This is a genomic window from Streptomyces pratensis (genome assembly GCF_016804005.1).
In the GTDB taxonomy this organism is placed as follows: Bacteria; Actinomycetota; Actinomycetes; order Streptomycetales; family Streptomycetaceae; genus Streptomyces; species Streptomyces pratensis_A.
Genome location: NZ_CP051486.1, coordinates 1324900 through 1339185, shown reverse-complemented (window position 1 = coordinate 1339185; position 14286 = coordinate 1324900). Strand labels below are relative to the sequence as shown.

The following is a 14286-nucleotide window of genomic DNA, read 5'->3' as shown; positions in this document are numbered from 1 at the left end:
GGGACCTGGTCTTTAATGGTTTAGACCAGTACCGGGAGCTTGGCCTAGACCTTTAGGGGTGTCAAGGGTGTATAAGAAGTGCACTCGCGTCCGTTATCGGACCGACACCTGAGGGAGGGCGACGACCCGTGACCGGACCGTGCCACCATGTGAGCCGCGACAGACGGAGGAGCCGGTGACGGCAGCAACGCAGCAGTCGGGAAGGCGGGCCATGGGTGCCGACGGGGGCAGAGTGACGAGCGAGACGGGCGCGGGTGCGCGGACCGCACGTGTCCCGAAGTACTACCGGCTCAAGCGCCATCTCCTCGAAATGACGGACACCATGCCGCCCGGCACCCCCGTGCCGCCCGAGCGGACCCTGGCCGCGGAGTTCGACACCTCGCGCACCACGGTGCGCCAGGCTCTCCAGGAGCTGGTGGTCGAGGGCCGGCTCGAGCGGATCCAGGGCAAGGGCACCTTCGTCGCCAAGCCGAAGGTGTCCCAGGCCCTGCAACTCACCTCGTACACCGAGGACATGCGCGCCCAGGGCCTGGAACCCACGTCCCAGTTGCTGGACATCGGCTACGTCACGGCGGACGACACGCTCGCCGGACTGCTGGACATCACGGCGGGCGGGCGGGTCCTGCGGATCGAGCGGCTCCGGCTCGCCAGCGGTGAACCGATGGCCATCGAGACCACCCATCTCTCGGCCAAGCGCTTCCCCGCGCTGCGGCGTTCGCTGGTGAAGTACACCTCGCTCTACACCGCCCTGGCCGAGGTGTACGACGTGCGGCTGGCCGAGGCCGAGGAGACCATCGAGACGTCGCTCGCCACCCCGCGCGAGGCGGGACTGCTCGGCACGGACGTCGGGCTTCCGATGCTCATGCTGTCCCGGCACTCGATCGACGGGGACGGTGAACCGGTCGAGTGGGTGCGCTCGGTGTACCGGGGCGACCGGTACAAGTTCGTGGCCCGCCTGAAGCGTCCCACCGACTGACGTTCCAGGCCCCCGGCTCACCTGATCCCCCTGTGCGCGCAGGGGGATCAGTCATTTCGGGCGACACCGGACCGTTGCAGGACCGCAATGCGGACGGGGGGTGACGGTGGGCGGAGCTCTCGCCTAGATTTCTGGCGCATTACACCAGGTGATCAGCGAGGGGACGGAGTCGCCACATGCCAGAAGAATCCGATGCGAAACCACCGACCGTGACACCCATGAGGGTGGTCATCGCGGTGTGTCTGCTAGCCCCGTTCGTGGCGATGCTCTGGGTCAGTTCGTACGCGCGGATCGAACCCACCTTCATCGGCATCCCGTTCTTCTACTGGTACCAGATGCTCTGGGTGCTCATCTCGACCGCCCTCACCATGATCGCGTTCAAGCTGTGGCAGCGTGACCAGCGCGCCCGCAAGGGGGGTGCTTCCGCGTGAAGGACGGCGTGAACGGCGTAGCACTGGCCGTATTCATCTTCTTCTTCGTGGCCGTCACGGTCATCGGGTTCATGGCCGCACGCTGGCGCAAGGCCGAGAACGAGGCCAGCCTCGACGAATGGGGCCTGGGCGGACGGTCGTTCGGCACCTGGGTCACCTGGTTCCTCCTCGGCGGCGACCTCTACACGGCGTACACCTTCGTCGCGGTGCCCGCGGCGATCTACGCGGCGGGCGCGGCGGGCTTCTTCGCCGTCCCGTACACGATCCTCGTCTACCCGCTGATCTTCACCTTCCTGCCGCGTCTGTGGTCGGTCTCGCACAAGCACGGCTACGTCACCACCTCGGACTTCGTACGCGGCCGCTTCGGTTCGAAGGGACTGTCGCTGGCGGTCGCCCTCACCGGCATCCTCGCGACGATGCCGTACATCGCGCTCCAGCTGGTCGGCATCCAGGCCGTGCTGGACGTCATGGGTGTCGGCGGCGGTGAGAACACGCACTGGTTCATCAAGGACCTGCCGCTGCTGATCGCGTTCGCCGTCCTCGCCGCGTACACCTACTCCTCGGGGCTGCGCGCGCCCGCGCTCATCGCGTTCGTCAAGGACGGCCTGATCTACCTGGTCATCGCCGTGGCGATCATCTACATCCCCATAAAGCTCGGCGGGTTCGACGACATCTTCGCCAAGGCGAGCGAGGCGTTCGCGCAGCCCAACCCGGCGACGGGGCAGCCGCGTGGTGCGCTGGTTCCCGGGGACATGGGCCAGTGGGGCTACGCCACGCTGGCTCTGGGCTCGGCACTGGCCCTCTTCATGTACCCGCACTCGATCACGGCGACGCTCTCCAGCCGCAGCCGTGAGGTGATCCGGCGCAACACCACGATCCTGCCGCTGTACTCGCTGATGCTGGGTCTGCTGGCCCTGCTCGGATTCATGGCGATCGCCGCCGGTATCAAGGTGGACAACGGGCAGCTCGCGATCCCCCAGCTGTTCGAGACCATGTTCCCCGACTGGTTCGCGGGTGTGGCCTTCGCCGCGATCGGGATCGGGGCCCTGGTGCCGGCGGCGATCATGTCGATCGCCGCGGCGAACCTCTTCACCCGCAACATCTACAAGGACTTCATCAAGCCGGACGCGACCCCGGCCCAGGAGACCAGGATCTCCAAGCTGGTCTCGCTCTTCGTCAAGGTCGGGGCCCTCGCCTTCGTCCTCACCATGGACAAGACGGTGGCGATCAACTTCCAGCTGCTCGGCGGGATCTGGATCCTCCAGACGATGCCGGCCCTGGTGGGCGGCCTGTTCACCCGGTGGTTCCACCGCTGGGCCCTGATCGCGGGCTGGGCCGTCGGCATGATCTACGGCACGGTGGCCGCCTACGGCGTCGCCAGCCCGACCCAGAAGCACTTCGGCGGGTCCTCGAAGGAGATCCCGGGCATAGGCGAGATCGGCTACATCGGTCTCACCGCGTTCGTGCTGAACGTCGTCGTCGTGGTCGTGCTGACGTTCGTCCTCAACGCGCTGAAGGCCCCGGCCGGTGTGGACGAGACCTCCCCGTCCGACTACACGGCGGACGTCGGCGACCCGGGCGTCAAGGCCGAGCTCCCGCCGGCCACGGTGGGCGCGCCCGGCGGGCACTGACTCACCGAGGCAGTCCTCAGGCATGACGTACGGCACCGTCCCGGCAGGGCCCGCCCTGCCGGGACGGTGTCGTGTCGGGTACCGGCCCCGCGGGACCGCCGGGGTCCGGAACCGGGACGCGCCGCACCCGTCGCCTGCGGCAGACTTCCGCCCATGGACATATCGATCAGGCCGGTCCTGCCCGCCCAGTTCGAGGATCTCGGCGAGATCACCGCTCAGGCGTACCTCGGTGACGGGCTCCTGGACTTCGGCGCCGACGACCCCTACCTGGAACAGCTGCGCGCGGTGGAGCGGCGGGCCGCCGAGGCCGAGGTGCTGGTCGCACTGGACGGCGACCGCCGGTTGCTCGGTGGCGTCACCTATGTCGCGCCCGGCAGTCCGTGGGCGGACATCGCCGGGGAGGACGAGGCCGAATTCCGGATGCTGGCCGTCTCGCCGGAGGCCCGTGGCCGGGGTGCGGGCGAGGCGCTCGTGCGGGCCTGCATCGACCGGGCGCGGGCTGCCGGAGGGCTCTGCGGGATCGTCCTGTCGACGCAGCCGTCGATGCTCGGCGCGCACCGGATCTACCGGCGCCTCGGCTTCGTACGCACCCCTGAGCGGGACTGGTGCCCGCTTCCGGACCTCCCACTCCTGACATTCCGGCTGGAGCTCTGACCTACCACGACACTACATGTGGGGGCTGCTTCAATCGGGAGCCCCCACATGTATGCTCGTGCTCGCTGTCGCCGCAGGGGAATCCGGTGCGAATCCGGAACTGTCCCGCAACGGTGTGATCGGTGTGCGTATCTGCGCCCCGAAGTCCGAAGACCTGTCGACAGTGCGTCCGGCTCGACCGAACCGGACGCCGAGACGTCCGGGCCCCGCGGAGGGCCGGTGGACGCCGTGCGCCGTGCTGCCCTTACCCGGGGCGCTGCCGTGCCCGGCTGCCCCGCTCCCGCAGGCCCTGAGCCGAGCGAGGGATAGCCCCAGTGACCATCGCGCCAGCCGACCCGGTTTCAGCCGCGGAATCCGAAGGCCGCACGACCGACGCGCCGGGGACCGCTCTGCTGCGGACCCTGACCGGCCTCACCGCCGATCTGCCCGACACCGACCCCGGACGCGTCGCCGCCGCCGCACTGCGCGGCCGCAACGCCCGGTCGGACGAGGCCGAGCTGCGCTCGCTGGCCACCGAGGCCGCCGCCGGCCTGATCTCCGAGGACCCGGCTTACTCCCGGCTCGCCGCCCGGCTGCTCACCCGTGCCATCGCGGACGAGGCCGCCGGTCAGGGTGCTGTCTCCTTCTCGGCATCGGTTGCCGTCGGACACCGCGAGGGCCTGATCGCGGACCGCACGGCCGAGTTCGTCACCCTGCACGCCGCCGCCCTCGACGCGCTGGTCGACCAGGCGCTCGTCGACGGCGCCGACGACCGTTTCGGCTACTTCGGGCTGCGGACCCTGCACAGCCGCTACCTGCTGCGTCATCCGCTCACCCGCCAGGTCGTCGAGACCCCGCAGCACTTCATGCTGCGCGTCGCCTCCGGGCTGGCCGAGGACGCCTCCGAGCGTGCTCTGGAGGAAGTGGCCGCGCTGTACGGCCTGATGAACAGGCTCGACTACCTTCCCTCCTCCCCCACCCTTTTCAACTCCGGCACCCGCCACCCGCAGATGTCGTCCTGCTACCTGCTGGACTCGCCCCTGGACGAGCTCGACTCGATCTACGACCGCTACCACCAGGTGGCACGGCTCTCCAAGCACGCCGGCGGCATCGGGCTCTCGTACTCCCGTATCCGCGCCCGGGGTTCACTCATCCGCGGCACCAACGGGCACTCCAACGGCATCGTGCCTTTCCTCAAGACGCTCGACGCCTCGGTCGCCGCGGTCAACCAGGGAGGCCGGCGCAAGGGTGCCGCCGCCGTCTACCTGGAGACCTGGCACGCGGACATCGAGGAGTTCCTGGAGCTGCGCGACAACACCGGCGAGGACCAGCGGCGTACGCACAACCTCAACCTGGCGCACTGGATCCCCGACGAGTTCATGCGCCGCGTCGACGCGGACACGGAGTGGTCGCTCTTCTCCCCGGCCGACGCCCCCGAGCTGGTGGACCTGTGGGGTGACGAGTTCGACGCGGCGTACCGCGCCGCCGAGGCCAAGGGGCTGGCCCGCAAGACCATGCCGGCGCGTGAGCTGTACGGCCGCATGATGCGCACCCTCGCGCAGACCGGCCAGGGCTGGATGACGTTCAAGGACGCCTCCAACCGCACGGCCAACCAGACCGCCGAGCCGGGCCGCGTCGTCCACTCCTCGAACCTCTGCACGGAGATCCTGGAGGTCACCGACGACGGTGAGACGGCCGTCTGCAACCTGGGCTCGGTCAACCTCGGCGCGTTCGTCACCGACGGGACGATCGACTGGGAGCGGCTGGACGCAACGGTCCGCACCGCGGTGACCTTCCTCGACCGCGTCGTGGACATCAACTTCTACCCGACCGAGCAGGCCGGCCGCTCCAACGCCCGCTGGCGCCCGGTGGGCCTGGGCGCGATGGGCCTGCAGGACGTCTTCTTCAAGCTGCGCCTGCCCTTCGACTCCCCCGAGGCCCGCGCACTCTCCACGAAGATCTCCGAGCGGATCATGCTCGCGGCGTACGAGTCCTCCTGCGACCTGGCCGAACGGTCGGGCCCGCTGCCCGCCTGGTCGGAGACCCGCGCCGCCCGCGGGGTGCTGCACCCGGACCACTACGACACCGAGCTGAACTGGCCGGAGCGCTGGGACGCGCTGCGTGCCCGGGTCGCGAAGACCGGGATGCGCAACTCACTGCTGCTCGCCATCGCACCGACGGCGACGATCGCCTCGATCGCCGGGGTGTACGAGTGCATCGAGCCCCAGGTCTCCAACCTCTTCAAGCGCGAGACGCTCAGCGGCGAGTTCCTCCAGGTCAACGCCTACCTTGTGAACGAGCTGAAGGAGCTCGGCGTCTGGGACGCGCGGACGCGTGAGGCGCTGCGCGAGGCGAGCGGCTCCGTGCAGGGCTTCGCCTGGATCCCCGAGGACGTACGGGCGCTGTACCGCACGGCGTGGGAGATCCCGCAGCGCGGCCTGATCGACATGGCGGCGGCCCGTACGCCGTTCCTCGACCAGAGCCAGTCGCTGAACCTGTTCCTGGAGACGCCGACGATCGGCAAGCTCTCCTCGATGTACGCGTACGCCTGGAAGCAGGGGCTGAAGACGACGTACTACCTGCGCTCCCGCCCGGCGACCCGGATCGCCCGCGCCGCGTCCGGGCAGGCCTCGGCCGCCGCCACCGTCCCCGTACAGCAGGCCTCGGCGCCCGACGCGGACGCGATCGCCTGCTCCCTGGAAAACCCCGAGTCCTGCGAGGCCTGCCAGTAATGAGTTCCACCGACGACAAGAACCTGCTCGACCCGGGCTTCGAACTGACCCTGCGCCCCATGCGCTACCCGGACTTCTACGAGCGCTACCGGGACGCGATCAAGAACACCTGGACCGTCGAGGAGGTCGACCTCCACTCGGACGTCGCCGACCTCGCCAAGCTCTCACCCGGTGAGCAGCACATGATCGGCCGGCTGGTCGCGTTCTTCGCGACGGGTGACTCGATCGTCTCGAACAACCTCGTGCTGACGCTGTACAAGCACATCAACTCGCCCGAGGCACGGCTCTACCTGTCGCGTCAGCTGTTCGAGGAGGCCGTGCACGTCCAGTTCTATCTGACGCTGCTCGACACCTACCTGCCCGACCCGGAGGACCGTGCGGCGGCGTTCGACGCGGTCGAGGAGATTCCCTCGATCCGCGAGAAGGCGCAGTTCTGCTTCCGGTGGATGGACTCGGTCGAGAAGATCGAACGGCTCGAGACGAAGGCGGACCGCCGGCGCTTCCTGCTCAACCTGATCTGCTTCGCCGCCTGCATCGAGGGGCTGTTCTTCTACGGCGCGTTCGCGTACGTCTACTGGTTCCGTTCGCGTGGTCTGCTGCACGGTCTCGCCACGGGCACCAACTGGGTGTTCCGTGACGAGACGATGCACATGAACTTCGCCTTCGAGGTCGTCGACACCGTCCGCAAGGAGGAGCCGGAGCTCTTCGACGACGAACTCCAGCAGCAGGTCACCGACATGCTGCGGGAGGCCGTCGAGGCGGAGCTCCAGTTCGGCCGCGATCTGTGCGGCGAGGGTCTGCCGGGGATGAACACGGAGTCGATGCGCCAGTACCTGGAGTGCGTCGCCGACCAGCGGCTGACCCGGCTCGGCTTCCCCGCGCTCTACGGTTCCGAGAATCCGTTCTCCTTCATGGAGCTCCAGGGGGTGCAGGAGCTGACGAACTTCTTCGAACGCCGCCCCTCCGCGTACCAGGTGGCGGTGGAGGGCTCGGTCGGCTTCGACGACGACTTCTAGCCCCCCGCCCCGGTCCTCGGGTGCTACACCCTCGCCCAGGACCTGAGGTACGGGCGCCGCGTGACCGTCACCGGCCGCGCGGCGCCCGGCGTTCCCGGGGGTAGTCCCTCCCGGCGGCTTGCCGCGTCCCTCAGCTCGCGGTCGATCCGGCGCTCCCGTGCGAGCCCCAGGACCGAGGGCAGCAGGACGAGGGCGAAAAGTACGACTACGGCCAGGTAGTTCAGGAATGTGTTCATGGCTCTACTGTCGTCCGTGCGACTGAATTCCGGCAGTGGCAGGACTGTCACACACCATCGAATTACTGCCACACTGCCGTCATGCTGAACAACGTCGCCGTCCTGCTGATGGACGAGGTCCACCCCTTCGAACTCGGCGTCCTGTGCGAGGTGTTCGGGCTCGACCGCTCCGAGGACGGGCTCCCTGTGCACGACTTCGCCGTCGTGTCCGCGGAAGGCCCGGTCCTGCGCACCCACGCCGGATTCACGCTCGGCATCCCCCACGGGCCGGAGCGCCTGGAGGAGGCCGATCTCATCGCCGTGCCCGCGGGGGGCGACTTCATCGGCCGGGAGTACCCCGAGGAGGTGCTGGACGCCCTGCGGCGGGCCGTGGAGCGCGGCGCCCGGGTGCTGAGCGTCTGCTCCGGCGCCTTCCTCCTCGGCGCCGCCGGGCTGCTGGACGGCCGCCGCTGCACCACGCACTGGCGGCACTCCGACGAGCTGGCACGCCGCTTCCCGAAGGCCCGCGTGGAGCCGGACGTGCTCTACGTGGACGAGGGCTCGGTCATCACGTCGGCGGGCACGGCCGCCGGCATCGACGCCGCCCTGCACCTGGTGCGCCAGGCGCACGGGCCCGCCGTGGCGAACGCCCTCGCGCGCCGCATGGTCGTCCCCCCGCACCGGGACGGCGGCCAGGCACAGTACGTCGAGCGTCCGTTGCCCCGCACCCGGTGCGACACGGTCGGCGAGACGCTCGCCTGGATGGAGCGCCACCTCGACCAGGAGATGACCGTCGAACAGCTGGCGGCCCAGACCCACATGTCGCCCCGGACCTTCGCCCGCCGCTTCCAGCAGGAGACGGGCACCACGCCTTACCGCTGGCTGCTCCGGCAGCGCGTACTGCTGGCGCAGCACCTGCTGGAGACGTCGGACGAGACGATGGACACGATCGCGGGGCGGGCGGGCTTCGGGAACGCGGCGGCGCTGCGCCACCAGTTCGTGCGCTCGCTGGGCACGACACCGAACGCCTATCGCCGCACGTTCCGGGGGCCGGACGCCCTGGCCGAGGCGGCCTGACGGAAGGCCCCGCCGGTGGTGATCGCGTGATCACCACCGGCGGGGCCGGATTACCGCGCGCGTACGGTCAGATGCCGCACTGCGAGGCCGACCAGAAGTGGCTCGGCCCCTGGTTCACGTGGATGTGGTCGCCGTGGCCGGCGTACCCCGGGCCGAGGATCCCGTTGAACCCGTGGTTGCGGGCCTGCTTGGCGATGGTGCACAGCGAGTGCGGTCCGGCGCCGAGGTCGACGGCGTCACCGTACAGATGGCGGCTGTTCGTGGCTCCGCCGACCGCCGAGTTGCACGAGGTGGACCTGAAGCCGCTGGTGACCCTGAGGGACTGGTCGCCCAGCGCGTGGCGCAGGGCCTGCAGCTTCCACATGCTGCTCAGGGCGTTGGCCTTGGCCGTGCCCGCGGCGACCGCTCCGCCCGCCCAGGTGCTGTTGCACTTGTTGAGCTCGGGATAGGTGAAGTTGACCGGGGTGCAGTCGTCGTCCTGGAGCGCGTAGAGCTTGGACTGCGTGGCCGGTCCGGCGACACCGTCCGCGGCGAGGCCGTAGGCGGACTGGAAGCGCTTGACCGCGGCCGTGGTGGCGGGACCGTAGGAGCCGTCGATGGCCAGCACGGAGTTGTACCCCGGGTAGCCGGCCACCCGGATCTGGAGTTGCGTGACGTCGGCGCCGGTGGCTCCGGGCGACAGGGTGCGGCTCCACGTGTAACAGCCGTCGGCCTGCGCGGTACCGGCCGTGACGACGGCGCCTCCGATAGCGAAGGCCATGGTCATGACAAGGCCGAGCAGCAGATGTGCGGTACGTCTGAGCATGGGGATCTCCCTGCACGGTGAGGCGTAGAGGTGAGGTGTGAGGACGAGCCTGGCGGACGGGTCGACGCGCGTCAACTACGCCCCGGAGAAGATTTGTCGGCGCGACCCCTCGTCCCGCCCGCCCCACCCGGCACAGAAGAGGGGCCCCGCCTGTGGCGGAGCCCCTCTTCGCAGTGGGAATCAGTCGTTCGGGACGACCTCGTAGCGCGGCGTACCTTCCGCCATCTGCTTCAGCGCGTCCTTGCGGTCACGCTTGGAGAGCCGGTCGATGTACAGGTAGCCGTACAGGTGGTCCGTCTCGTGCTGGAGGCAGCGCGCGAAGTAGCCGCTGCCCCGCACCTTCACCGCCTTGCCCAGGGCGTCCTGGCCACGCACGACCGCGTAGTCGGGGCGCGCCAGCGAGGCGTACGCGGTGGGCACGGAGAGGCAGCCCTCGTTGGAGTCGTCGAGGTTGCGCTGCTCCGGCGCGAGATCCTCAAGCACCGGATTGCAGATCGCGCCGACGTGCCGCACCCCGTCGTCGTCCATGCAGTCGTATACGAAGACCTTGCGGTCCACGCCGATCTGGTTGGCGGCCAGGCCGACGCCCTCCGCCGTCCGCTGGCTGGCGAACATGTCGTCGATCAGCTGCGCGAGCTCGTCGTCGAACTCCGTGACGTCCCTGCACTCCTTGTGCAGAACCGGGTTGCCGACCACCGTGACCGGGCGGGAGGTGCCGCGCTCCCGGTGCGCCGCCTCGCGCGCCTCGCAGTCCTCGGTGTCCACGAGGAATCCCTCGTCGTCAACACCGGTCTGCTCGTCCGTCTCCTGCTGCGACATGTCCGCCGTACGCCTTCCTGCAAACCTGAACCCGTGAGTACCCGCACCGGAATCGGTGCCCGTACAGCCTACGGGCACCGCTCAGCAGACTTCTTCCAGATCCCGCCACTCACGGCTGTCCGGACTGTCCGCCACCCAGCCGTCCAGCAGTCCGCGCACCAGCCCGGCGGGGGCCGCTATGCCGCACTCACGCTCCGGTACCCACAGGTCACCGGCGGTGCGATGGCCCAGGGGCCCGGGGTGGCCCGGCTCGCTGTGGTCGTGCGGATCCTGGTGTTCGCCGTCACCCTCGTCGCTCTCCATCCTGCTCTCCGAGCACGCACGGCAGAGCAGCCGTACGGAGGACGACCAGTCCTCGGCGGCGAATCCCGCGTCGGAGGCGAGCTGCTCCAGCGCGTCCCGGTCCACCTCGGTCGCGGCCTCGAGGAGGACGACCCAGGTCGGTACGGGGGATGGCGCCCACAGCTCGATCTCGTCGAAGACCGGATAGGACGGCCCGGCCGCCGTGACCCGCTCGCCGTTCGGCACCCCGTCGTGCAGGACGACCTCGCCCCAGCGCCGCCCCGAGGACGGCAGCGGGATCGACAGCACTTCCATCCGCGCGGGATCGAGCCTGCGGCCCCAGACGACCTCGGCCTCGCCCTCGGGCGAGAGCCGCACGGCCGCGCTCCCCAGCTCCATGCCCGTCGGCTCGCTGTTGGCCGCCGCGTTGTGCTGGCCGCTGCCCGGCACCCGCAGCCCGTAGGCCTGCCAGGCCCGGCGCGCCAGTGGCCAGTCCTGGAGTGCGGTGGCGGCGATCCCGACGTTCCACCAGTCAGGAGCACCGGACTCCCGGTCGAGCAGGGCCACGGCACGCAGGCCGGCGGCCCTGGCCTGCTCCCAGTCGTGCCGGAACTTGTGCAGCAGCGCGAGATTGAACCAGGACTCGGAGAGCCAGGGCTCCAGGTCCGCCGCGCGTGTCAGCAGCGCCCCCGCGTCCTCGTACCGGCCGTCGCCGATCAGCGTGAACGCGCGGTCCGTGGCCTGCCGCCAAGAGGCGGACGGCCGATGCCGTACCTTCCCGAAGATCCTCACGATTCCCGCCTGTCCCGACTGGACACCCACGTTTTCCGCTCTCCTTCGCATCCAACCATGCCTGGCCGGACGCTCGCTCATTACCCATGGGTTACCCAGCCCCGGCCGGGGTCAGACCGCCCCGCGCCAGGACTCTGGCCAGTGCTTCCACCACCTGCGGCTGGTAGTCGCGGCCCGTGCCGAGCCTGAGCTGCTCCAGCGCCCCCAGGGAACCCTTCACGCCTTCCCCGCACAGATCGTCGTACGCGTTGACCGCACGGACGATCCTGGCGGCGGTCTGCTGTTCCCGGTACGGCTCGGCCTGCTGTTCCACCACCGCCGCGACCGCGGGATCCACACCGGTCTGCCGGACCACGGCCCCTCCGAGCAGCGCGATCCGCCGCTGCTCCTCGGCCGGGAGGACGGCGGTCGCCCCGTCGGCCACCGGATCGACGAGGGAGAGCTGGCCGATGTCGTGCATCAGAGCCGCGTACTCCAGCACGGTCAGCTCGGGGCCGGCGAGCCCCATCTCGCGCCCGACGGCCGTCGAGAGTTCGGCCACCCTGAGGGCGTGCCCGTGCGGGGTGTGGCCCGCGATCTCCGTGGACCTCGCCAGCGACGCGATGGTCTGCCGGTAGGTCGTGCGGACGGCGGCGTACCGGCGGAACGACACGTGGGTGAGCAGCAGCGGCACGCACAGCACGGGCAGCGCCCACAGCCCCGCCACAGCGACCCCGAGCGCCATCACGGCGCCGGTCGCGCAGACCGCGGGGCCGATGCCGCCGAGCGCGCGGAGTTCGTCGCGGAGCTGCGGCCCGTAAGGACGGGACGTCCCCGCCGTGAGGGCCGCGAGTACGGCGTCGCAGAGGGCGGTGAGACCCAGCAGCAGGAGCAGGAAGAGAGCGAAGTACGGGCCCTCGCCTAACCAGCGCTCCGACCGGCCCGAATGATGGAAAGGCTGGAAGCACACGGCCGTGAAGGCCACTGCCAGGACCCGACGGGCGGCCTGGTCGGGCCCGGGGCCGCTGCCGCGCGCCATATGGGGCACGGAGGCGAGCAGCTGCGCCGCGACGACGACGGTGACCACCTGGAGGACACCGTGCGCCGTGTCCTGCCCCCCGCTGCGGCCGAGCAGTGCGTACGCGAGTGCTCCGGCCGCCCCCAGGGGCGCCGGCTCGCGCTCGTCGGGCAGGGCTCCCCAGCGGGCGAGCTCACCCACTGTGACCAGGACTCCGAAGGCGAGTGCGTGACCGGGCTCGACGACACCGTTCCACAAAGTGTGTCCGAGCGCGACGAGCGCGACGAGCAGTGCGGCGCAACGGACAGCGAGGACGGTCGGCGGCGGGTGCGCCGGGGTCACCGGGGCTGTCCCGGCCTGTCCGGGGACCCGGTGGCGGGCGGCCGCGCCCCCGCACGCTGCTCGGGCAGCCCTGCCGGCTCCTCGCCCGACGTGACCGTGTTGGCGGCGGCGGACCAGCCGTGGCGGTCCAGGGCGCGCGCCAGCGCTCGCACCATGCGCGGGTCGAACTGGCTCCCGGCGCAGCGCCTCAGCTCCTCCACGGCCGCGGGAACGGGCCGTCCGCGCCGGTAGGAGCGGGTCGATGTCATCGCGTCGAACGCGTCCGCGACGGCGACGACCCTGGCGAACTCGGGGATCCTGTCGCCTGTGAGGCCGTACGGATAGCCGCTGCCGTCGAGCCGCTCGTGGTGGTGCAGGATCGCGGAACGCGCCTCGCCCAGGAATCCGATGCCCCGGACGATCTCATGGCCGTACTCCGGATGCAGTTCGATGACGCGGCGCTCCTCCGTGGTGAGCGGCCCGTCCTTGCGCAGGACCCGCGTCGGGACGCCGAGCTTGCCGACGTCGTGCAGGATGCCGGCGAAGCGGAGTGCTTCCATCCGGCTCTCCTCCATCCCCAGCTCGCGGGCGATCAGCTCGGAGGCGCGGCCCACCCGCTCGCTGTGGCCCCGGGTGTACCCGTCCTTGATGTCGACGGCCTGGACGAGCGCCCGGATGGTGGCTCGGTGGGCGGCGTGCCTGCGGTGGTACTGCGCGAAGACCCAGCAGGAGATGTACATGGGCAGGAGGACGACCAGCGCGGACGGCGGTCCGTAGGTGCTGCGCCACAGGACGGCCATCATCAGCCCGGCGAGCGCGTGCACCAGGTGCGGCCCCACGGACCGGGCCGGCAGCCCGCGCCAGGCGTGCCTGACGGCCACGCGCTCGGCCGTGGCGAGGATGCCGCCGTCCAGCGCGGCCAGCACGAGGCTGAACACGAGCGCGGTGACACAGACCGGCAGGAGCGCGTAGGGAAGGTCGGGCACGGCGTCGGCCGACGCACCGCCGAGTGTGGCGGGACCGCCTAGGAGCGCGTACGTCCACGAGGCCGCCCCCACGGTCAGGCCGAGCTGCGCGGCCCGCCAGACACGGCGGGCCGCGGCGGGCGGCCGGTCCACACGGCCGGCGAGGGCGCCCGGCACTGCGACGAGGACAGCGGCGGACGGCGGCAACAGGAACGCCGCGGCGAGCAGCAGGGGAAAGAACGATCCGGCAGTGACCGGCACGGAGCTGCCGAAGACACGGCAGCGGCCGGCGAGTTCACAAACCGAGTAGAGCCCGGCCAGGAGGCCGAGTGTGCCCCAGGGCGTCGCGGCACCCGGGGAGAGCGCGGGCAGGGCACAGAGTGCGGCGCACACCACCGCACACCCGATGTAGACGCGCGCTGCCCCCGGTGTTCCCCTCACACGAACCGCCCGCCCCCAGCCTGGTCGATGAAGGCGCCAGGCTAGCGAGTTGGGGGTGCGTGAGGTCTCGAACGGGCCGGATTAGCACATTCGGGTGAAACGACCGGGGTTCAGCATTCGGCGCGAGGGCGAGCGCCCGTCACTCGGTGGTGG

The 14286-nt window shown here is 70.4% G+C and carries 13 protein-coding genes and 1 riboswitch; of the genes, 7 read left to right on the top strand and 6 right to left on the bottom strand.

All coding sequences use genetic code 11. The annotated features are described in order from the left end of the window. Window positions 1-211: 211 nt before the first annotated feature. The 6 genes from HED23_RS06005 to HED23_RS05980 all read left to right on the top strand — a co-directional run bounded on the left by HED23_RS06005 (window position 212) and on the right by HED23_RS05980 (window position 7419). Window positions 212-976, top strand: a complete 765-nt coding sequence (locus HED23_RS06005; protein ID WP_203187377.1) for a GntR family transcriptional regulator — start codon at window positions 212-214, stop codon at window positions 974-976. A 218-nt stretch (window positions 977-1194) separates the two neighbouring features. Further along, window positions 1195-1407 carry a DUF3311 domain-containing protein gene (locus HED23_RS06000; protein WP_238441855.1) on the top strand — a complete coding sequence of 71 codons (213 nt, stop codon included), beginning with the start codon at window positions 1195-1197 and terminating at the stop codon, window positions 1405-1407. Further along, window positions 1404-3038, top strand: coding sequence for a monocarboxylate uptake permease MctP (gene mctP, locus HED23_RS05995; RefSeq protein ID WP_203182381.1), 1635 nt, complete (start codon window positions 1404-1406; stop codon window positions 3036-3038). The genes HED23_RS06000 and mctP overlap by 4 nt, the downstream gene beginning before the upstream one ends. A 153-nt stretch (window positions 3039-3191) precedes the next feature. Then, a complete protein-coding gene (locus HED23_RS05990; RefSeq protein ID WP_203182380.1) occupies window positions 3192-3692 on the top strand; it encodes a GNAT family N-acetyltransferase in 501 nt (166 codons plus the stop codon). Window positions 3693-3769: 77 nt separating this feature from the next. Continuing rightward, window positions 3770-3847: riboswitch (cobalamin riboswitch) on the top strand. Between the two features lie 159 nt (window positions 3848-4006). Next, complete coding sequence (locus HED23_RS05985) at window positions 4007-6403, top strand: ribonucleoside-diphosphate reductase subunit alpha (protein WP_203182379.1); 2397 nt, start codon at window positions 4007-4009, stop codon at window positions 6401-6403. Next, window positions 6403-7419, top strand: coding sequence for a ribonucleotide-diphosphate reductase subunit beta (locus HED23_RS05980; RefSeq protein WP_203182378.1), 1017 nt, complete (start codon window positions 6403-6405; stop codon window positions 7417-7419). Before HED23_RS05985 ends, HED23_RS05980 begins: the two co-directional genes overlap by 1 nt. Before the next feature lie 23 nt (window positions 7420-7442). Here the strand turns inward: HED23_RS05980 and HED23_RS05975 are convergent, their stop codons facing one another. Then, complete coding sequence (locus HED23_RS05975) at window positions 7443-7655, bottom strand: hypothetical protein (RefSeq protein WP_203182377.1); 213 nt, start codon at window positions 7653-7655, stop codon at window positions 7443-7445. An 81-nt stretch (window positions 7656-7736) separates the two neighbouring features. On the opposite strand from HED23_RS05975, the gene HED23_RS05970 reads away from it, so the two are divergent. Continuing rightward, window positions 7737-8711: a GlxA family transcriptional regulator gene (locus HED23_RS05970; protein WP_203182376.1), complete on the top strand. Its 975-nt coding sequence runs from the start codon at window positions 7737-7739 to the stop codon at window positions 8709-8711. 67 nt (window positions 8712-8778) lie between these two features. Here the strand turns inward: HED23_RS05970 and HED23_RS05965 are convergent, their stop codons facing one another. The 5 genes from HED23_RS05965 to HED23_RS05945 all read right to left on the bottom strand — a co-directional run bounded on the left by HED23_RS05965 (window position 8779) and on the right by HED23_RS05945 (window position 14133). Then, window positions 8779-9516 carry a D-Ala-D-Ala carboxypeptidase family metallohydrolase gene (locus HED23_RS05965; protein ID WP_203182375.1) on the bottom strand — a complete coding sequence of 246 codons (738 nt, stop codon included), beginning with the start codon at window positions 9514-9516 and terminating at the stop codon, window positions 8779-8781. A 180-nt stretch (window positions 9517-9696) separates the two neighbouring features. Next, window positions 9697-10335: a peptide deformylase gene (gene def, locus HED23_RS05960; protein ID WP_203182374.1), complete on the bottom strand. Its 639-nt coding sequence runs from the start codon at window positions 10333-10335 to the stop codon at window positions 9697-9699. A gap of 81 nt (window positions 10336-10416) precedes the next feature. Next, window positions 10417-11409, bottom strand: a complete 993-nt coding sequence (locus HED23_RS05955) for a tetratricopeptide repeat protein (RefSeq protein ID WP_203187376.1) — start codon at window positions 11407-11409, stop codon at window positions 10417-10419. A gap of 91 nt (window positions 11410-11500) precedes the next feature. Then, the gene (locus HED23_RS05950) at window positions 11501-12748 is read right to left on the bottom strand and encodes an HD-GYP domain-containing protein (protein ID WP_203182373.1); all 1248 of its coding nucleotides are present in this window, start codon (window positions 12746-12748) and stop codon (window positions 11501-11503) included. Then, window positions 12745-14133 (bottom strand): HD-GYP domain-containing protein, encoded by a 1389-nt coding sequence (locus tag HED23_RS05945; RefSeq protein ID WP_203182372.1) that lies wholly within the window; start codon window positions 14131-14133, stop codon window positions 12745-12747. The genes HED23_RS05950 and HED23_RS05945 overlap by 4 nt, the downstream gene beginning before the upstream one ends. Window positions 14134-14286: the final 153 nt, after the last annotated feature.